The organism is Microbacterium sp. ET2 (genome assembly GCF_030347395.1).
Classification (GTDB): domain Bacteria; phylum Actinomycetota; class Actinomycetes; order Actinomycetales; family Microbacteriaceae; genus Microbacterium; species Microbacterium albipurpureum.
The window spans coordinates 1,694,758-1,714,768 of sequence record NZ_CP128170.1; the positions used below are offsets into that span (position 1 = coordinate 1,694,758).

16 protein-coding genes and 1 pseudogene are annotated in these 20,011 nt (G+C 70.5%); 8 read left to right on the forward strand and 9 right to left on the reverse strand.

Annotated elements, in window-relative coordinates:
• Positions 1–47 precede the first annotated feature (47 nt).
• Entirely contained in the window at positions 48–1,067 is a 1,020-nt protein-coding gene (locus QSU92_RS08170; protein WP_289265681.1) for a LacI family DNA-binding transcriptional regulator, read from the forward strand.
• Positions 1,064–1,375, forward strand: a complete 312-nt coding sequence (locus QSU92_RS08175) for a hypothetical protein (protein WP_289265682.1) — start codon at positions 1,064–1,066, stop codon at positions 1,373–1,375. Before QSU92_RS08170 ends, QSU92_RS08175 begins: the two co-directional genes overlap by 4 nt.
• 14 nt (positions 1,376–1,389) lie before the next feature.
• Here QSU92_RS08175 and QSU92_RS08180 read toward each other — a convergent pair whose 3' ends face one another.
• On the reverse strand, positions 1,390–2,196 hold the full coding sequence (locus QSU92_RS08180; protein ID WP_289265683.1) for a helix-turn-helix domain-containing protein: 807 nt from the start codon (positions 2,194–2,196) through the stop codon (positions 1,390–1,392).
• A gap of 65 nt (positions 2,197–2,261) precedes the next feature.
• Here QSU92_RS08180 and QSU92_RS08185 point away from each other — a divergent pair, with 65 nt between their 5' ends.
• Positions 2,262–3,203 carry a phytanoyl-CoA dioxygenase family protein gene (locus tag QSU92_RS08185; protein ID WP_289265684.1) on the forward strand — a complete coding sequence of 314 codons (942 nt, stop codon included), beginning with the start codon at positions 2,262–2,264 and terminating at the stop codon, positions 3,201–3,203.
• A 3-nt stretch (positions 3,204–3,206) separates the two neighbouring features.
• Here QSU92_RS08185 and pip read toward each other — a convergent pair whose 3' ends face one another.
• Positions 3,207–4,220, reverse strand: coding sequence for a prolyl aminopeptidase (gene pip / locus QSU92_RS08190; protein ID WP_289265686.1), 1,014 nt, complete (start codon positions 4,218–4,220; stop codon positions 3,207–3,209).
• Positions 4,217–5,092, reverse strand: coding sequence for a KPN_02809 family neutral zinc metallopeptidase (gene ypfJ / locus QSU92_RS08195; protein WP_289265687.1), 876 nt, complete (start codon positions 5,090–5,092; stop codon positions 4,217–4,219). The genes pip and ypfJ overlap by 4 nt, the downstream gene beginning before the upstream one ends.
• A 67-nt stretch (positions 5,093–5,159) precedes the next feature.
• Between ypfJ and QSU92_RS08200 the strand changes: the two genes are divergently transcribed.
• The 4 genes from QSU92_RS08200 (at position 5,160) to QSU92_RS08215 (ending at position 8,993) form a co-directional block, all read left to right on the forward strand.
• Complete coding sequence (locus QSU92_RS08200; RefSeq protein ID WP_289265688.1) at positions 5,160–6,161, forward strand: malate dehydrogenase; 1,002 nt, start codon at positions 5,160–5,162, stop codon at positions 6,159–6,161.
• Complete coding sequence (locus tag QSU92_RS08205; RefSeq protein WP_333783459.1) at positions 6,158–7,825, forward strand: cation:proton antiporter; 1,668 nt, start codon at positions 6,158–6,160, stop codon at positions 7,823–7,825. The genes QSU92_RS08200 and QSU92_RS08205 overlap by 4 nt, the downstream gene beginning before the upstream one ends.
• A gap of 52 nt (positions 7,826–7,877) precedes the next feature.
• Positions 7,878–8,324 carry a recombinase family protein gene (locus QSU92_RS08210; RefSeq protein WP_240638745.1) on the forward strand — a complete coding sequence of 149 codons (447 nt, stop codon included), beginning with the start codon at positions 7,878–7,880 and terminating at the stop codon, positions 8,322–8,324.
• Between the two features lie 111 nt (positions 8,325–8,435).
• A complete protein-coding gene (locus tag QSU92_RS08215; protein ID WP_289265689.1) occupies positions 8,436–8,993 on the forward strand; it encodes a flavin reductase family protein in 558 nt (185 codons plus the stop codon).
• Positions 8,994–9,742: 749 nt separating this feature from the next.
• Here QSU92_RS08215 and QSU92_RS08220 read toward each other — a convergent pair.
• The 6 genes from QSU92_RS08220 to QSU92_RS08245 all read right to left on the reverse strand — a co-directional run bounded on the left by QSU92_RS08220 (position 9,743) and on the right by QSU92_RS08245 (position 19,479).
• Entirely contained in the window at positions 9,743–12,016 is a 2,274-nt protein-coding gene (locus tag QSU92_RS08220) for an ATP-binding cassette domain-containing protein (protein WP_289265690.1), read from the reverse strand.
• A 30-nt stretch (positions 12,017–12,046) separates the two neighbouring features.
• Positions 12,047–12,664: a DNA-3-methyladenine glycosylase I gene (locus tag QSU92_RS08225; RefSeq protein ID WP_289265691.1), complete on the reverse strand. Its 618-nt coding sequence runs from the start codon at positions 12,662–12,664 to the stop codon at positions 12,047–12,049.
• 48 nt (positions 12,665–12,712) lie between these two features.
• Entirely contained in the window at positions 12,713–14,836 is a 2,124-nt protein-coding gene (locus tag QSU92_RS08230) for an acyl-CoA dehydrogenase family protein (protein WP_289265692.1), read from the reverse strand.
• A 264-nt stretch (positions 14,837–15,100) separates the two neighbouring features.
• On the reverse strand, positions 15,101–16,768 hold the full coding sequence (locus QSU92_RS08235; RefSeq protein ID WP_289265693.1) for a formate--tetrahydrofolate ligase: 1,668 nt from the start codon (positions 16,766–16,768) through the stop codon (positions 15,101–15,103).
• Between the two features lie 130 nt (positions 16,769–16,898).
• Positions 16,899–18,899 carry a DNA helicase RecQ gene (recQ, locus tag QSU92_RS08240; protein ID WP_289265694.1) on the reverse strand — a complete coding sequence of 667 codons (2,001 nt, stop codon included), beginning with the start codon at positions 18,897–18,899 and terminating at the stop codon, positions 16,899–16,901.
• Positions 18,900–18,942: 43 nt separating this feature from the next.
• Positions 18,943–19,479: a DUF1697 domain-containing protein gene (locus QSU92_RS08245; RefSeq protein ID WP_289265695.1), complete on the reverse strand. Its 537-nt coding sequence runs from the start codon at positions 19,477–19,479 to the stop codon at positions 18,943–18,945.
• A 189-nt stretch (positions 19,480–19,668) separates the two neighbouring features.
• Between QSU92_RS08245 and QSU92_RS17575 the strand changes: the two are divergent.
• Positions 19,669–19,962: pseudogene (locus QSU92_RS17575) on the forward strand (DUF4262 domain-containing protein); the annotation flags it as partial.
• Positions 19,963–20,011 lie beyond the last annotated feature (49 nt).

A 20,011-nucleotide genomic window follows, 5' to 3' on the forward strand; every position in this document is an offset into this window, starting at 1 on the left:
GCCCGATGTCAAGCAGAAAGTTCGGTGGCGGGGGCTACAGTGGCTCCGTGACCTCTCCGCCCGTCCGCCCCAAGCGTGCGACCGTGCACGATGTGGCGCAGGAGGCCGGGGTGTCGCGAGGCACGGTCAGCCGGTACGTCAACGGCGACCGTTACGTCTCGACCACGGCGCGCGAGGCGATCGAGGCCGCCATCGCGAAAGTCGGATACGTGCCGAACACGGCGGCGCGCAACCTCGTGATGCAGCGGAGCCAGGCGGTCGGCTTCATCGTGCACGAACCGCACTCCCTGTTCATCGAGGATCCCAACATCGGCGAGATTCTGCTGGGCGCCAACGCCGCGCTGTCGGAGGCCGACCATCAGATGGCCGTGCTCATCGCCGACACCGGCCGCGACACCGATCGTGTCGCCCGCTACCTCTCCGGCGGCTTCGTCGACGGCGTCATCATCGTCTCGGCCCGCGCGAACGACCCGATCACGCGGGTCGTGGAGCGTCTGCAGCTGCCGGCGGCGTACGTGGGCCACCCTCCCGGCGCATCCTCGGCCTCATTCGTCGTCATCGACAACCGCGGGTCTGCCCGGGCCATCACCTCGCGCCTGAAGGACACGGGTCGCCGACGCATCGGCATGATCGCCGCCGCCCTCGACCGCGACTCGGGCTCGGACCGACTCGCCGGTTTCCGCGAGGCGCTCGGCGAGCAATTCGACGAGCGGCTCATCGAACCGGTGCCGCTCTACTCGTACTCGGCCGGTAGAGAGGGCATGCAGGCGCTGCTCGCGCGCGCGCCCGACATCGACGGGATCTTCGCGGCATCCGACGCCGTGGCCGCCGGCGCCGTGGAGGCGCTGCGCACGGCAGGCCGCCGGGTGCCCGAGGATGTCGGCGTGGTCGGCTTCGACGACTCGGCGTGGGCGCGCCGCACCCTGCCCGCGCTGTCGACGGTGCACCAGCCGGCAGCGCGGCTGGGCGCCGAGGCGGCGCGGCTGGTGCTCGATCGGATCGGCGGCGCCCCCGGCGGCACCGAGGTGATGCTCGAGTGCGAGACGGTGTGGCGGGAATCGGCATGAACCTCGACGACAGCACGCTCGCGGCACGCGTGCTCGAAGCACGGCTGGAGGTGCGGCATCCCTCGCCGCTCAAGCGCGCGGCGAAATACGTCGGCGCCTTCGCGCTGGCCGTCATGGGCGGCGGCGACGACCTCGCCGCCCCGACCTTCGATCTCGTGGTGGTGCGCTCCGACAGCGACGCGCCGGTGCTCCGCGTGAACGCCGGAGCGGATGCCGAGGCGAGCCGTCTGCTCGAGACGGTGCGGCGCGACCTCGGCGAGAAGACGGTGCGCGACTTCTTCGCCGAGTGGCGGCTCCTCGACGCCTGAGCGCCGCGTCGTGCTCAGCCGGCGAGCCGGCGCCGATAGGCGGCGGGCGGTTCGCCGCAGCGATCGCGGAACCGTGCGTAGAACTGGCTCTGCGAGCGGAAGCCGGCGGCGAACCCGACCTCGCTGATCGGCAGATCGGTGGTCAGCAGCAGGCGCTGGGCCCGCGCGACCCGGCACTGCAGCAGGTATTCGCCGATCGTGATGCCGAGCGAGCGTCGGAACAGCGTCATGACGTACTGCGGGTGCAGGTGGACGTGGCGCGCGACGTCCTCGACGCGGAGGTCGTCGGCCGAGTGTTCCGAGATGAAGGCCGCCATCTCTCCGGCGGCCCCCTTGACCCCCGGATGCCCCGGGGCGACCTCCGTGCGACGCGCGGCGATCCGCCGCAGGAGCGCCTCGACTTCGAGCTCGGCTGCACGCCGCTCGGCGTCGGCGGTTTCGCGTGCGAGCGCCCCGGCCCACAGCGCGGCACGCTCGGCGAGCGCGAGCCCCGCCCCCTCCGAGACGAGCACGAGGTCACCGGCGAGAAGCGATCCGATGAACCCGCCCGGCAGCGACCAGCCGAGGGCCACCCCGAGCGGCACGGTGAGCCAGCTGACCTCGTCGACGGCGGTGACCAGTCGATGTGGCCGGGCCGCCCAGAACACCCCCAGGCTCCCCGCCGGGATGGTGGTCTGCCTTCCGTCGATGAGGTAGACCAGCGGCGAAGGCGACGCGTTGACCTCGAGGTCATCGTGCCGGTGCGCAGCGAACATCGCCGGCACCGCTCCGCGGAACGCCGCCAACCCGAACCACTCCGGCCGGCCATCTGGCATGCTCATGATCCCGGAATTCTGCCATGCATCTCGGGAAGTACTGCGGCCGACTCCTCCGTAGCGTTCCTTGCATGACCGACACCACACTGACCGACGCCCCTCTCGCTCCGACGCGCGCCTGGCACCTCACCCCCGAAGAGATCGCCTTCTTCGACGCGAACGGCTATCTGGTCCTCCGCGACCGAATCCCCGCACCTCTGCTGGAGCGCCTCCGCGCGGCATCCGATGCCTGGATGACCCAGGGCCGCGCTCTGGGTCCCGATCACCCCGACGCGGGGGACTACGCCTGGGCGAACCGGGGCGGGCAGAAGCGCATGTTCCGCGTGGACTACCTGCACAGCAAGGGTCAGTCCGCGTCGCTGGAGCTGCTCGGCAGCCCCGCTGTCCTGGGGATCGCCGAAAGTCTCGCCGGCGAGAACTTCGTGCCGACCTACGAGTCGCTGGTGTTCAAAGACGCCGGCGACGGCGCCGCGATCGACTGGCACCAGGACGCCGTGCACCCCCGCACTCACCGCATCTTCAACATCGACGTCTACCTCGACGCCTCGCGCGCCGGCGAGGGCGCCCTCCGGGTCGCGCCCGGATCGCACCGCGCACCGGTCGATGTCTGCCAGCTGCAGGAGGAGTACGGCTGGGATGCGCCCGGCGTCATCCAGGTCGAGCTGAACCCCGGCGACGTGCTCGTGCACGACGTGATGATCGTCCACGGCTCGGAGGCCGTCACCGGCAATCGCCTGCGCCGGACGATCTACTACGAGTTCCGCGCCGCAGAGCAGATCCTCAGCGAAGGACCCTGGGACGCCGAATGGGTCGACCGGCGCCTGCGGCTCGTGCCGCTCGGCCTGCGCGAACACGCCCGGCAGAATCCCCACACCGAGGCGTTCGACTGGCGGATCTCCCCCGAGCTCGCCCCCGCGGTGGGCGAGGATGACGCCGCCGAGCTGCGCATCGCGCACGTGGTGCACTCACCGGGGTCGTACTGCAGCGCGGGGAGCGTGCCCTTCACCGAGTGAGGCTCAGTCGGTGACATCCGCCGCCGCGGGTACGTCGTCCGCCGCGAACCGGTCGGTCGCTGCGCGCAGTGCGGCAGCGATCCCCGGCTCCGACGCGGCGTGCCCCGCGTCGTCGACGATCACGAGCTCCGCCTCCGGCCACGCCCGGTGCAGGTCCCACGCCGTCATCACCGGCGTGCAGACGTCGTAGCGGCCCTGGACGATCACACCCGGGATGTCGCGGAGCGCCGTCGCACCACGGATCAGCTGCTCCTCGGTGAACCACCCGCCGTGCGTGAAGAAGTGGTTCTCGATGCGGGCGAAGGCGGTCGCCGCGACCTCGTCGGTCATCCTGTGGACGAGGTCGGAATCGGGTCGGAGGGTGAGGGTCGCCGCCTCCCAGCGGGTCCACGCCTTCGCCGCGGGCACGTGGACGGCCGGGTCGGGGTCGGAGAGTCTTCTGCAGTACGCCTCGATCATGCGGGACCGCTCGAGCACCGGGATCGGGGCCAGGAAGTCCTCCCAGAGGTCGGGGAAGATCGCGGCCGCCCCACCCTCGTAGAACCACTCCAGCTCGTGCGGGCGCAGGGTGAACACGCCGCGCAGCACCACCTCGGTGACGGCGTCGGGGTGCGTTTCGGCATACGCCAAGGCCAGCGCGCTCCCCCACGATCCGCCGAAGACCTGCCAGCGCGTGATCCCGAGATTCCGGCGCAGCAGCTCGATGTCGGCGACGAGGTGCCAGGTGGTGTTGAAGCGCAGGTCGGCCTCGGGCGCCGACGCGTGCGGCGTGCTGCGGCCGCAGCCTCGCTGGTCGAACAGCACGATGCGGTACCGCTCGGGATCGAAGAAGCGGCGGTGCCACGGCGAGGTTCCCGCCCCCGGGCCGCCGTGCAGGAACACCACGGGCTTGCCGTCGGGGTTGCCGCTCTCCTCCCAGTACACGCGGTTGCCGTCGCCGACGAGGAGCTCTCCGGTCGCATACGGCTCGATCGAGGGGTAGAGGATCTCGTCGAGGTGCGCCGGACCGCCGCTCACAGCTCGCTCCCCGAGACCGAGAAGGTGTCGCAGGCGCCCACCCCGCCCTGGTAGCCCGCGGCGAACCAGCGCTGCCGCTGCTCGCTCGACCCGTGCGTCCAGCTCTCAGGGTTCACCGGCGCCCCGGATTCCTGCTGGATGTGATCGTCGCCGACCGTCGCGGCGGCGTTCAGGGCGTCGGTGACCTGGGTGCCGGTGGGCGTCTCGAAGAACGGCACGCCGTTCTGATCGACCTGCTCGGTCATCGCCGCGACCCACGCCCCGGCGAAGCAGTCGGCCTGCAGTTCGATCCGCACGCCGTTGCTGTCGGGGCCGGTGCCGTTGTCGGGGTTCTGCTGCGTGATTCCGGTGATGTTCTGCACGTGGTGGCCGTACTCGTGGGCGAGCACGTAGAGCTGGGCGAGCTCGCCGGCGCTCGCATCGAAGCGCTCGCGCAGGAGCCCGAAGAAGGTGGGGTCGATGTACACCGTCTCCTCGGGCGGACAGTAGAACGGCCCTGTCGCATTCGAGGCGGTGCCGCATGCAGACGATGTGGACTGGTCGACGATGATCAGCTGCGGCTGCCGGTACCCCTCGACCTGTTCGGCCCAGTACTGGTCGAGCACGAGCGACCCCGCCGCCAGGCGGCATTCGTCGTTGCGGTTGGCGTCGGCGCCGGTCTCGCACGATGCGATCTCACTGCCCTCGCCACTCGAGACGCCGGGCACCCCGCCACCGCCGAGGAGCCCGGAGAAGTCTCCGCCCGTGAACAGATTCAGCAGCAGCACGGCGATCGCACCGATACCGGCCACGCCGCCGCCGGCGAGAACGAGTCCTCCGCCGCGTCGTCGCGCCGTGTTCCCGCCGACCTGTGCGTTCTGATTGAACGTCATCTGCTCACGGTACCGCCCCGACCGCCTTCCTCACGGGACGGCGCCGCCCGGGCCTATGCTCGGAGCCATGCGCGCGACGACGATCACCCTCACCGGCGCCGGGGGGCAGATCGGCTACGCCCTGCTCTTCCGCATCGCCGCCGGCGACATGCTCGGCCCCGAGCGTCCGGTGCAGCTGCGCCTGCTCGAGATCCCCGCGGGCCTCCGGGCTGCGGAGGGTGCGGCGCTGGAACTGCAGGACTGCGCCTTTCCGCTCCTGGCGGGGGTGGAGATCTCGGATGACCCGCGCACGGCGTTCGACGGCTGCGAGATCGCTCTGCTCGTCGGCGCCCGCCCCCGCGGTCCAGGCATGGAGCGAGCCGACCTGCTCGCCGCGAATGCGGGGATCTTCGGCCCGCAGGGTGCGGCGCTGAACGACGTCGCCGACGACGCGATCCGCGTCGTGACGGTGGGGAACCCCGCGAACACCAACGCCCTCATCGCGCAGTCGTCGGCCCCCGACATCCCTCCTGAGCGCTTCACCGCCCTCACCCGCCTCGATCACAACCGCGCCGTCGGTCAGCTCGCCGCCGCCCTCGAGGTGAATCCGCGAGACATCGACGGCGTCATCGTGTGGGGCAATCATTCGGCCACGCAGTATCCCGACGTCTCGCACGCCACTGTCGCCGGCCGCCCCGTGATCGACGCTCTCGCCGAGCGGCTGGGCGGCACCGATGTCGCCACCGCGTGGCTCGATGCCGAATTCGTCCCCCGGGTGGCGCGCCGCGGCGCCGAGATCATCGAGGTGCGCGGCTCGTCGTCGATCGCCTCCGCCGCGCACGCGTCGATCGAGCACGTCCGCAGCGACGTGCTCGGTGGTTTCCGCACGTCGGCGGCCGTCGTCTCCCACGGAGAGTACGGCGTGCCCGAGGGGCTCATCTGCTCGTTCCCCGTCACCTCCGACGGGTCGGGCTATCGGGTCGTCGCCGATCTGGGCGTCGACGACCGGTCGCGGAAGCTCATCGACGCCTCGGTCGACGAGCTCGTCGCCGAGCGCGACGCCGTGCGGAGCCTGGGCATCCTGCCGTGATCGAGGTCATCGTCATCGCCACGGTGACGGTGCTCGTCATCGCCGGCGCGACCGCGCTCGGTCCGCGCCTGCGCCTCGCCGGACCCCTGCTGCTCGTGCTTCTCGGGCTCGGGGTCAGCCTCCTGCCGTTCGTCCCGCCGTTCGAACTCGACCCCGAGGTCATCCTCGTCGGAGTCCTTCCACCCCTGCTGTATTCGGCGGCGGTGTCGCTTCCCGCCATCGAGTTCCGCCGCGACGTGCGACCGATCTCCGGGCTCGCGGTGCTGCTCGTGGTGGTGAGCGCCGTCGCGCTCGGCTTCTTCTTCCACGCCGTCATCCCGGGGCTCGATCTGTATCTGGCGATCGCACTGGGGGCCATCCTCAGTCCGACCGACGCGGTGGCGACCTCCATCGCGAAGCGGCTCGGCATCTCTCGTCGCGTCACCACCTGGCTCGACGGTGAGAGCCTGCTCAACGACGCCACATCGCTCGTGATCCTGCGCACCATGGTCGCCGCGGCGGTGACCGGCTCCATACCCGAAGGCGGCATCGTCGGCGCTTTCCTGTGGGGCGTGGTCGTCGCGATCGTCGTGGGCTCGATCATCGGCTACATCAACCTGCGGGTGCGCGCGCTCGTGCGCAATCCCGCCGCGAACACCGCCATCGGTTTCGTCGTGCCGTTCGTGGCGTACCTTCCCACCGAGGCGCTCGGCGGCTCGGGCCTCGTCGCCGCCGTCGTCGCCGGCATCGTCACCGGGCAGGGCGCCGCCCGCCGGTTCACCCCCGAGCAGCGCCTATCGGACGAGCTGAACTGGCGCACGGTCGAGCTCGTCCTCGAGGGTGCGGTGTTCCTGGTGATGGGGCTCGAGGTGAAGGACCTCTGGGACTCCGTCTCCGCCGACGGCGCGGGAGGTCTCGAGCGGGCGGTCTTCCTCGCTGCGACGGCGCTGCTGATCATCCTCGCCGCGCGGGCGGTCTTCGTCTCCGTCCTCGTCTGGGGAGAGTCTCGGCGCGCGAAACGCGCGGCCACCCACCTCCCACGGGTGCGCACCTGGCCTGACAGGGTGCCCGAACGCGCCCGCCCCCGAGTGCTCCGCTTCATCGAAGACCTCGAGTACCACCGCACCACCCCGCTCGGGTGGCGCCACGGCACGATCATGGTGTGGGCGGGCATGCGAGGCGTCGTCACCCTCGCGGCAGCGCAGACCCTTCCCGCCGCGACGCCGTCGCGCGACCTGCTCGTCTTCGTCGCCTTCCTCGTTGCGGTTGGCAGCCTGCTGCTGCAGGGCTCGACCCTCCCGTGGATCGTGCGCGCGCTCGGCCTCGACGGCGAGGGTGACGAGACCGTCGGCCGTGAGGAGCGACTGCGGCTGGATCAGGAGCTGCGGGATGCCGCGGCCGCGGCCCTCGCCGACGACAACCTCGCCCGGCGAGACGGCGAGAGCTTCCCGCCGGAGCTCATCGCCCGCGTCGGCGACCGGTACACCAGACCGCCCGACGAGGACACCACCATGGTCGTGCGCGACGGGTTGGAGCTGCGCCTCGCTCTCATCCGGGCCATGCGCCGACGCCTGATCGAGCTCTCCTCCGGTGGCGCGTACAGCACCGCAGTCCTCCGCCACACGCTCGCCGAGCTGGACGCCGATGAGCTGAGCCTCGAGCTCCGCCTCGACGGCGAAGACTGACAGGGCCTGAAAGAGGTCGCGGCACCGGTCATCCCGGGTGAGAATGGATGTCATGAGTGCGGGATTCGGCGAGGCGATGGAGACGAGCCCCGTCCCCGTTCCCCATGACGCCGCCGACTGTCCGAAGTGCTTCACCGAATTGCAGCGCGATCGCGACTGGTGGGCCGCGCGCCCGTCGGGCGCACGCCTGGTGGGCCTCGTCATCGCCCGCGACGACATGCCGTCGGTGGTCGAGCAGCGCGACCTCCTCACCCGCTTCGGGGTGCCCATCGAGGGGTTCCGTCACCCCTCGCCCGAGACCCTCGAGAGCTGGGAGGAGCGGCTGGTGCGCCTGTTCGGCACGCTCCGCCACGGCGATGTGCTCGTGGTCGCGAACGTCCATGCGCTGGGACGCGACATCGAGGAGGAGACGCGTACCGTCGCCGCCCTCCGCCGCCGCGGAGTGGTCGTGAAGGTGCTCAGCCACGGCGCTCGGCACCTGTACGACGCCGGCCGGTGAGCCGTGGGGAATCGTTCGGGGGCCCGCGCGGTTTCCTCTGTCGTGCCCAGCTCTGAAACATCACGAAACGCGATGACGGCGAACGATCTGTCGCGGGCTAGCCTGCCGCCCATGACTCGTTCCGCCGCCGGCACCCACCCCGCGTCGTTCCCGACCGCCTCGCTCAGCGCCGAGGAGTTCAAGACCGTCTTCCGCGGACACCCCGGCGGCGTGGCCGTGATCACCGCCGACGCCGGCGACGGACCTGTCGCCCTGACGGCGACCTCGGTGTCGTCGGTGAGCGCCGAGCCGCCCCTGCTCATCTTCTCGCTCTCGGCCATCTCGTCGGCCGCCCCCACGATCGCCGAGGCCGACACCGTCGTCGTGCACCTGCTCGATGCGCATGACCTCGAGCTGGCCAAGCTCGCCGCCACGAGCGGCATCGACCGCTTCGCCGACACGTCGCTGTGGGCGCGGCTTCCCACGGGCGAGCCAGTCTTCCCCGGTGCGCGGGCATGGCTGCGCTGCGCGATCATCAACCGGATGGATGCCGGCGCCTCGACCGTCATCGCCGCGCAGGCGCTGCAGCACCAGATCACCCGCGATGTCGAGCCGGGCGAGCCCGCCGACGCCCTGGTCTATCACAACCGCACCTGGCACCGCCTCGGCGAGCACTCGCAGCTCGGCTGACGCGCGCGGAGCCGCCGGCTCGCCGACTACTTCGACGCGACCCGTCAAGAACCGTCGCCCGCCCGCACCCCGAGCCGCACTTCCTGACGGGTCGCGCGACAACGGCCGCCGCGACCGCCTGCGCGCCGCGCGGCAGACGCCGCGCCCAGCCCCGCGGCACGACCCGTCAAGAAACGTCGCCTCCCCGCACTCCGAGCCGCACTTCCTGACGGATCGCGCGAAGAACGCGGCTCGCCGCACGCGCGCGACAAACGTCGCGACCAGCCCCCCGGCACAACCCGTCAAAAAACGTCGCCCGCCCGCACCCCGAGCCGCACATTCTGACGGATCGCGCGAAGAGCGCAGCTCCCCGCACGCGCGCGGCCGACGCCGCGCCCAGCCCCGCGGCACGACCCGTCAGAAAACGTCGCCTCCCCGCACTCCGAGCCGCACTTCCTGACGGATCGCGCGAAGAGTGCAGCTCCTCGCACCCGCGCGGCAGACGCCGCGACCACCCCCTCGGCACAACCCGTCAAAGAACGTCGCCCGCTCGCACTCCGAGCCGCACATTCTGACGGGTCACGAGAAGAACGCAGCTCCCCGCACGCGCGCGACGGACGCCGCGCCCACCCCCTCGACGCGACCCGTCAATAAACGTCGCCCGCCCGCACCCCGAGCCGCACATTCTGCCGGGTCGCGCGAAGAGCGCGGCACACCACACGCCCACGCCGCACGTCCGTGCACAACGCGCCCGACGCGACGCGACGCGCTCAGCCGCCGACGTAGGCGCGCAGATGCCGCGCGGTGAGCGTGTCGCCCGTTGCCACGAGGTCGGCCGGTGTGCCCTCGAACACGATGCGCCCGCCGTCATGGCCGGCGCCGGGCCCGAGATCGATGATCCAGTCGGCGTGGGCCATCACCGCCTGGTGGTGCTCGATGACGATGACGCTGTTGCCGGCGTCGACGAGGCGATCGAGCAGGCGCAGCAGATTGTCGACGTCAGCGAGGTGAAGCCCGGTCGTGGGTTCGTCGAGCACGTAGATCGCGCCCTTCTTCGCCATCGAGATCGCCAGCTTCAGCCGCTGGCGCTCGCCGCCGGACAGCGTGTTCAGCGCCTGCCCGAGCGTGATGTACCCGAGACCGACGTCGATGAGCCGCGCGAGCGTGGTGTGCGCCGGGCCGGTCGGGAAGAACTCCGCCGCCTCGGCGGCGGACATCGCCAGCACCTCGGCGATGTTCTTGCCGTTCAGGAGGTACTCGCGCACCTCGGCGCTGAAGCCCGTCCCCTCGCACACCTCGCAGAGCGTCTCGACGCTCTGGGTGTAGCCGAGCGTCGTGATGATGACCCCGAGGCCCTTGCACACCGGGCACGCGCCGGCCGAGTTCGCGCTGAACAGCGACGCCTTGACGCCGTTGGCCTTCGCGAATGCGGTGCGGACGGAGTCGAGGATGCCGGTGTAGGTCGCCGGGCTCGAACGACGCGACCCCTTGATCGGCGACTGATCGACGACGACCACGTCGTCGAAGGCGGGAACGTTCCCGTGGATGAGCGACGACTTTCCCGACCCCGCCACACCTGTAACGACGGTGAGGATGCCCAGCGGGATGTCGACGTCGACGCCGGTGAGGTTGTGCTGCGTCGCTCCGCGGACCTCCAGGGCCCCGCGGCGCTCGCGGGTCGCCGCCTTCAGCCGTGCCCGATGGTCGAGATGCCGGCCGGTGAGGGTCTGCGAGGCGCGCAGCCCCGCGACATCCCCGGTGTACTGGATCTCGCCGCCCGCGCGGCCGGCGCCGGGGCCGAGGTCGACGATGTGGTCGGCGATCTCGATGACCTCGGGCTTGTGCTCGACGACCAGCACGGTGTTGCCCTTGTCTCGCAGGCGCTGCAAGAGGTCGTTCATCCGCTGGATGTCGTGCGGGTGCAGCCCGGCCGTCGGCTCGTCGAAGACGTAGGTGATGTCGGTGAGAGAGGACCCGAGGTGACGGACCATCTTCGTGCGCTGCGCCTCGCCCCCCGACAGAGTTCCCGACGACCTGTCGAGCGAGAGGTAACCGAGGCCCACTTCGACGAAGGTCGCGGTGAGGTGCTTCAGGCCCGACAGGAGCGGCCCGACCTCGCGGTCGTCGACGGTGTCGAGCCACGCGGCGAGATCGGAGATCTGCATCGCCGCGGCATCCGCGATCGAGACCCCGCCGATCAGGGATGACCGTGCCGCCTCGTTCACGCGCGAGCCCCCGCACTCGGGGCAGGCGGTGAACATCACCGCGCGGTCGACGAAGGCGCGGAGGTGGGGCTGGAGGGCGTCGCGATCTTTCTGCAGGACCGACTTCGTGACCTTCGGGACGAGTCCCTCGTAGGTCATGTTGATGCCGGTGACCTTGACCTTCGTCGGCTCCCTGTACAGCAGATCGTGAAGCTCCTGCTCGGAGTAGTCGCGGATCTTCTTCTGCGGATCGACGAACCCCGACTCGGTGAAGATCCGCACCATCCACCCGTCGACGTTGTACCCGGGGATCGTGAGCGCACCCTCGGCGAGCGACTTATCGCGGTCGAACAGCTCATCGAGATTGATGTCGCTCACCTCGCCGAGCCCTTCGCAGCGCGGACACCACCCCTGCGGCAGATTGAAGCTGTAGTGGAAGCTCGCGCCGGCGCTCGGCTGCCCGAGCCGACTGAAGAGGATCCGCAGCATCGCCTGCGCGTCGGTGGCGGTGCCGACCGTCGACCGGGAGTTCGCGCCCATCCGCTCCTGGTCGACGACGATCGAGGCGCTGACGTTCTCCAGCGCGTCGACCTCGGGGCGGCTGAGCTGCTCCATGAACTGCTGCACGAAGGTCGGGTAGGTCTCGTTGATGAGGCGCTGCGACTCGTTGGCGATCGTGCTGAACACCAGGGACGACTTCCCCGATCCACTGACGCCGGTGAAGACGGTGAGACGGCGCTTGGGGATGTCGACGCTGACGTTCTTGAGGTTGTTCTCGCGGGCGCCGACGACCCTGATGAGCCCGTGCGAATCAGCGATGTGAGCGGATGCTTCGGCCATGCGTTTCCCGTCTGTCGAGGCGCCTAGAACCTACAGCGTGCCACCTGCTGCGGACAGAGACTGTCCTCGATCGTCAGCCGCCGCGCGCCAGCATCCTTCGAGATGGTCATCGACCATCCCCGAAGACTGCATCAGCGCGTACACCGTCGTCGACCCGACGAAGCGGAACCCGCGCTTCTTCAGTTCTCGGCTGAGAGCGTTCGACTCCGGCGTCGTGGCCGGCAGGTCGGCGAAGGCCTGCGGGCGGGGCCGGCCCGCAGCATCCGGAGCGTACGCCCACATCAGCGCGTCGAGTGCGCCCTCAGGCATCTCGGCGACGATCCGGGCGTTCCCGATCGTGGCGAGGATCTTCGCGCGATTGCGGACGATACCCGCATCTGCCATGAGTCGCTCGACATCGTCGTCGTCGAACGCCGCGACCTTAACGGGCTCGAACCCGGCGAAGGCGTCGCGGAACGCGGGGCGCTTGCGGAGGATCGTGATCCACGAAAGCCCGGCCTGAAACCCCTCGAGGCTCATCTTCTCGAAGAGCGGACCGTCGCCGTGCAGCGGGTGGCCCCACTCCTCGTCGTGGTACCGCCGATACTCGGGGTCGTCACCGACCCACCCGCAGCGGTCGCGTCCGTCGGGCCCCGTGACCACACTCATTCGGTCAGTATGCCCGGCTCCGCCGACACCGCGAACCGCACCCGCCCGCTACTTCTTCTGCAGCGTTCTGCCCTTCTGCAGCGACTTCTCCGAGATCGGCTCGTTCCCTGCGGCAGCCTGGGCGCGGTAGTACTCTCGCGCTTCCTCCTGGCGCACGCGCTCCTCGCCCGAGGCGATGGGGGCGCGCACGTGCTCGGGCGCGAACCCGTAGGCGTCGACGAGGTCCTGGGCGTGGGGCCGCAGCCGCGCGCAGAGCCGATCGATGTAGCGCGACACCGCCGCGGCGCGCTGCGTCGAGAGGCGCCCGTTGATCAGGTACCACGCGAGGTGCTTCTCGATGAGGTGCAGCCCGAACAGGTCGCGCAGCCACGTCAGCACCTGACGGGTGCCGGGATCGGCCACGGCCTTGACCCCGTCGGAGAAGGCCTCCCACTGCAGGAGCTCACCGTGAGCGCGGGCCGCTTCGATGAGTTCGGCCTGGTGGGTGTTGAACAGCGCCGCAGCCTCCGCCTTGTCGAGCTTGGCCGCGGGGCGGAGCGCCCCGGCGAGGTCGGCGACCATCTGCTCCACTCGGCCCGACAGAATCTCGTGCTGCTGCTCGGCGCGAAGCCCCAGCTCCACCGAGCGTGCCGTCGACCCGAAGTCGGCGACCGCCTGCCCGAGCTGGCGGAGGCCCGCGCCGTGGAAGACCTTGCCCGCCGTCTGCGCCGCGGCGAACCGGGCGAGCGAAGCGGCATCCTTGCCCTTGAACTGCTTGGCGTAGTCCGACAGCAGCCGCTTGCCGACGAGCTGCAGGAGCACGTTGTTGTCGCCCTCGAAGGTCACGTAGACATCGAGGTCGTGGCGGAGCCCCGTCATCCGGTTCTCCGCCAGGAAGCCCTGGCCACCGCACGCCTCGCGGCTCTCTTGAATGGTGGTCAGCGCATTCCACGTCGACAGCGACTTCAGCGCCGCGGCGAGGGTCTCGAGGTCCTCCCGCTCCTCGGAGGTGTCGGCACGGCCCGAGAACACCCCGTCGAACTTCCGCAGCAGCTCGTCGTGCGCGAAGAACTGCGCGTAGTTCTGGGCGAGGAGCGGGAGAAGTCGCCGCTGGTGCTTGCCGTAGTCGAGCAGCGTGACCTCGTCGGTGCCGGCGCCCGAATCGAACTGGCGGCGCTGGTTGCCGTAGGTGGTGGCGATGTAGAGAGCCAGAGCGGATGCCGTCGTGGCGGCCCCGTCGAGCGAGACGCGTCCCTGCACCAGGGCGCCGAGCATGGTGAAGAAGCGACGTCCGGGGCTGTCGATGGGACTCGAATACGAGCCGTCGGGCGCGACGTCGCCGTAGCGGTTGAGGAGGTTCTCGCGCGGGACGCGCACGTGGTCGAAGTGCAGGCGTCCGTTGTCGATGCCGTTCAGGCCGCCCTTGGGACCGTCGTCCTCACCGCCGATGCCGGGGAGGAAGGTGCCCGCGTCGTCGCGGATCGGAACGAAGAAGCAGTGCACGCCGTAGTTGACTCCGCCGGTGATCAGCTGCGCGAAAACGGTCGCGGCCCTGCCGTGCAGTGCGGCGTTGCCGAGGTAGTCCTTCCACGCCGCGCGGAACGGCGTGTGGATCACGAACTCCTCGGTGTCGGGGTCGTACGTGGCGGTGGTGCCGATGGCCGCGACGTCGGATCCGTGACCGGTCTCGGTCATCGCGAACGCCCCGGGGAGCTCCATCGACATGACGGGGCGCAGCCACTTGTCCCAGTGCTGCTTGGTGCCGAGCTGGTAGATCGCGGAGGCGAAGAGGCCCCACTGCACGCCCGACTTGATCTGAAGGCTCGGGTCGGCCAGCACGAGCTCCTCGAAGCCGGCGAGGTTCGCGCCGTTGTCGTCGCTGCCGCCGTACTCGGCGGGGAACGCGCGGCGCCCGCCGCCGTTGTCGGCGAGGAGGTGCAGCTGTGTGAGGGTCCGCTCGCGGTGCTCGGCGACCGTCAGGTCGTTCACCTGCCAGAACGCGGAGTCCTTGATGAGTTCGCGCGCCTCGCGACGGGTGTCGGCCCACGTGCCGAGCAGCAGGTTCGTGACGGCATCGATGTCGATGCGGGCCTCGGATGCCTCTGCCGCCGTGTGGGGCGCGGTGGGCGCTCCACCGGCGGGCGTGCGGGAGTCGGATGCGGGGGTCTCAGGACGAACGGCGGCGTCGGCCATTTCTCACCTCTCCAGAAGGAGTCGAAGGGAAGTCACCTAAACGGTAGGTCTCCCACAACGCGCCTCCAACTGCGTTGTTCATTCGTCACAAGGAGTCCCAGCCATGTCGCCGGGACCGATTGTGCCCAAGCGACATCCGACCCGGCGACGGGCGCCCGCGCGTGCACAACCGCGGGCCGCTCGGCCGACGCGCCGCGCCGTCGTCGCCACGCCCGGCGTGTCATCCGCCGGCCCCGCGGTTATGCACGGCGGGCCCCCGGAAGGTCAGAAGAGCCCGACGATCCGCCCGTCGTCGGTGATGTCGATCGTGTTCGCCGCGGGCACCGCCGGCAGGCCGGGCATCGTCATGATGTCGCCGCAGATCATCACGACGAACCGGGCCCCGGCGGCCAGGCGCACTTCACGGATGTCGACGACGTGCCCGGTCGGTGCACCCCGCAGCCGCGGGTCGGTTGAGAACGAATACTGCGTCTTCGCCACGCACACGGGGTACCCGCCGTACCCCTCCTCCTGAAGGCGACGGATCTGTGCGCGCACGGCGCTCGAAGCCGTGACATCGGATGCTCCGTAGATACGTGTGGCGATGGCGCGCATCTTGTCCCACAGGGTCGCGTCATCGGGATAGGTGAGGGCCGGCTCCGCCGGCTCGCCGCAGAGGCGCACGACTTCGCGCGCCAGCTCCTCGGCGCCCGCCCCGCCCTCGGCGAAGTGGCGGGCGACCACGGCGGTGACGCCGGCGGCGGCGGCCTCCTCCTGCAGCGCCGCGACCTCGGCACCGGTGTCCTCTGCCCGGTGGTTGATCGCCACGACCACGGGCAGACCCAGCACGCCGTGAACGATCTCGATGTGCCGCCGCAGATTGACCGTGCCGCGGCGGAGCGCCGCAACATCCTCGTTCGGGAGGTCTGCGACCTCGACGCCACCGTGGTACTTCATCGCCCGCACGGTGGCGACGATGACGGCGGCCGAGGGCCGCAGGCCCGTGGAACGGCACAGGATGTCGAGGAACTTCTCAGCCCCGAGGTCGGAGCCGAATCCCGCCTCGGTGACGACGTAGTCGGCCAGATGAAGGGCCGTGTCGGTGGCGAGGTAGGAGTTGCACCCGTGGGCGATGTTCGCGAACGGCCCGCCGTGGACGAAGGCCGGGGTGTGCTCGAGCGTCTGCACGAGATTGGGCGCGAGCGCGTCGCGCAGCAACGCCGCCATGGCGCCGTGGGCGTCGAGGTCGCGGGCGCGCACGGGCTGCCGTTCGCGGGTGTAGCCGATCACGATCTCGCCGAGACGCGCCTTGAGGTCGGCGAGATCGGTGGCGAGGCAGAAGATCGCCATCACCTCGCTCGCCACGACGATGTCGAAGCCGCTCTCGCGCGGATAGCCGTTCCCCGGGCCGCCGAGTCCCGTCACCACGTCGCGCAGTGCGCGATCGTTGACATCGAGCACCCGCCGCCACGCGACCCGACGGACGTCGATGCCGAGGGCGTTGCCGTGATGGATGTGATTGTCGATGAGCGCTGCCAGGAGGTTCGTCGCCACACCGATCGCGGCGAAGTCGCCGGTGAAGTGCAGATTGATGTCCTCCATCGGCACGACCTGCGCATACCCGCCGCCCGCCGCGCCGCCCTTCATGCCGAAGACCGGCCCCAGCGCCGGCTCGCGGAGGCAGATCGCGGCGCGGGCGCCGACCCGGTTCAGCGCGTCGCCGAGGCCCACCGTCGTCGTGGTCTTCCCCTCGCCCGCCGGCGTCGGGGAGACGGCGGTCACCAGCACGAGGTGGCCGCGAGGGCGATCCCGGATGCTGCGGGCGAACGACAGCGCGACTTTCGCCTTGTGTCGACCATAGGGTTCGAGGGCGTCGGCGGGGATGCCGAGCTTTTCGGCGATGACCCCGATGGGCTCGAGCTGCGCCGCCTGGGCGATGTCGATGTTGCTCATTGCTGGGCTGGACCTCCCGGGCCTCTTCGCCCGATATCTCGACGGGCCTCATCGCCCGCCGTCTCACATGGGCACCGATGCCCGGTGTCGGGGCGCCGTCGCCCCTGAGGGGAGCCTAGAGGACGCGGGTTCAGCCGGCCCGGACCACGTCGAGAACGGCCTCGCCGTACGCCTCGCGCTTCTTCGCTCCGATTCCGGGGATGCCTTCGAGGTCGGCCGCACTGCCGGGGCGGCGCTCGGCGAGCGCGCGCAGCGTCGCGTCGCCGAACACGATGTACGCGGGCACGCCCTGCTCCCGTGCGACGCCCGCGCGCCACGCGCGAAGCGCCTCGAACAGCGGCTTGTCCCCGTCATCCAGCGCCTCGCTCGCCGCGGCTTTGCGGACGCGACCACCGCCGCCCGATCTCCCGAGCACGTCGCGGCGGAGCGGCACCTCACTTGCTCCGCGCAGGACGTCGGGCGCCGCCTCGCCGAGTGCCAGGGTGCCGTATTCGCCGCGGGCGACGAGGATGCCGCGGGCGAGCAGCTGCCGGATGACGCTGCGCCAGTCCTGATCGGTCAGGTCGGCGCCGATGCCGAAGGTGGCCAGCTGATCGTGCCGCTGCTGGCGGACCCGCTCGGTGCTGTTGCCCCGGAGGATGTCGATGAGCTGCCCGGCTCCGAAGGACTGGTTCCGCTCGCGCTGGAGCCGCACGATCGTGGAGAGGAGCTTCTGCGCGGCGACCGTTCCCTCCCACGTCTCGGGAGGCTCGAGGCAGGTGTCGCAGTTGCCGCAGGGTTCGGAGGGCTGACCGAAGTAGGCGAGGAGGTTCTGCCGGCGGCATCCCACGGTCTCGCACAGCGCCAGCATCGCGTCCAGGTGCTGCCCCAGGCGGGTCTTGAACTGCCGGTCACCCGGGGAGGCGTCGATGAGGCGACGCTGCTGGACCACGTCGCCCAGCCCGTAGGCCATCCACGCGATGCTCGGCTCGCCGTCGCGGCCGGCGCGCCCGGTCTCCTGGTAGTACCCCTCGACGGACTTCGGCAGGTCGATGTGCGCGACGAAGCGCACGTCGGGCTTGTCGATGCCCATGCCGAACGCGATGGTGGCCACCATCACCACGCCGTCCTCGCGAAGGAAGCGGGCCTGGTGGGCGGCGCGCATCTCGGCCGGAAGCCCCGCGTGGTACGGCAGCGCGTCGATGCGCTGGGCTCGAAGGTACTCGGCGGTCTGCTCGACGGTCTTCCGGCTGAGGGCGTACACGATGCCGACCGAGCCCTCGGGCTGAGCGCGGATGAAGGAGACCAGCTGCTTGCGCGGCTCGACCTTGGGCTCGATGCGGTACTGGATGTTGGGCCGATCGAAGCTCGCGACGAAGTGGCGGGCCTCGGGCAGGCGCAGCCGCTCGGTGAGCTCGCGATGGGTCTCGCGGGTGGCGGTGGCGGTGAGGGCCAGCCGCGGGACGCCGGGGAAGCGCTCCGCCAGGTCGCCGAGGGCGAGGTAGTCGGGCCGGAAGTCGTGCCCCCACTGCGACACGCAGTGCGCCTCGTCGACGGCGATCACGCTCAGCCGGCCGCGCTGCAGGAGCGCGGTGGTCGCGGCATGCGAGAGGCGTTCGGGTGCGACGTAGAGCAGGTCGATCTCGCCCGCGAGGTACGCGCGCTCGGTGGCGGCGCGCTCGGGCTGAGACTGCGTGGAGTTGAGGTACGCCGCACGCACACCGTTGGCCACGAGCGCGTCGACCTGGTCGTGCATGAGGGCGATGAGGGGGGAGATCACCAGGCCCGTGCCCGGTCGCACCAGGGCGGGCACCTGATAGGTGACGCTCTTCCCGGCGCCGGTCGGCATGAGGACGACCGCATCGCCTCCGGCGATGACGTGCTCGACCACGGCAGCCTGATCGCCGCGGAACGCGTCGTACCCGTAGACCTCTTTCAGGACCGACCGCGGGTCGCCGCCGGTGAAGTCGCGGCGCGCGACCCCCGGCGCTGCGGTCGACGCCACCGGGACGTCGTCCGGGGGCGGCCAGGCGTCCTCCGGCGGGTACCACTCGTCGTCGTCCGGCGGGATGAGGTCGGACGGGGCGAGATCGGAGGGCGGGAGGTCGGACGGGGGCGCTTCATCGAGGGGGTATCGGTTCGCGTGCGCCACGGCGGCCATGCTACGCGGTGGCACCGACACCGGCCTCCCGCTGTCAACACCACCGCTCGGCGAGGCCGGTGACGACGGTGCGCGTGCGGTTGGTCGCGATCCCCAGCAGCTTCGCCGCGGCGAGCGGGTCGACCTGGCCCGCCTCGTAGCCGTCGCCGAGCAGGGCGTGGGCCGCGCGCCCGCGGACCACCATCCGCCCCTTGTCGCCGGAAGTCGCCTCGACGGCCGCTGCCTGAGGGGGCGTCGGGCTGCTCTTGAGCAGGTAGACGTAGTGGCGCGCGAGGCCCGGGTGCGCGGCGGAGAGCTCCGCGACATCCGCCGCCACCCGGCGGAACTCGTCCTGCGAGAACACGATCGTCGGAACATCGAAGCCCCGATCGGCGGCGAAGGCGGTCTCGAGGGCCGTCTCGATGCGGGTCTGCGACCGCATCGCCGTTGCGAATCGGACATTGCCGGTATTGATGTACGTCTCCACGCGGGTGAAGCCGAGGCTTTCCACGACGCGGCGGATGTCATCCTTCGGGAACACCCGCTTCGCACCGAGGTTGACGGCGCGAAGGAAGGCGAGATAGGTCGGCACGTTCTCGTTCTACCCGATGTCGCCGTCCGGGTCACCCGGTTCAGGTGGCGCGATCGGTGAACGTCGGAGCACCGAGGCCGCCAACCGCGCCACCTCGATGCGGGGTTTCCGCTGGGTGCGGGGCGATGTCCGACGCCCGGCCTAATCTCGAACAAACATACGCATCTGCGATCGAAGGAGTGGGAATCCATGTACGAAGAGACGCCTCTCGCCATATCCGCTTGGCTCGACCAGGAAGACGCGCACGTGGCCGACACCATCCGCCGCTTCGGGGTGCACATCACCTATGTCGGCGGCGAGTGCGGAGCGCCGGGCTGCTCCTGCGAAGACAGCGGCGAGGGGCCGTCCTTCGCCTACACGACGGGCCTTTTCGGAATCGGTCATCCGGAACTCGCGATCACGGGCGTGAAGTCCGGCACGGCGCAGGCGGTCCTCAACGACGTAGCCGGTCGCGTCCGAGAGGGGGAACGCCTCCTTCCTGGGATGCTGCTGACCTTCGGCGATACGTGGGCTCACCGTGTGACCGTCGAGA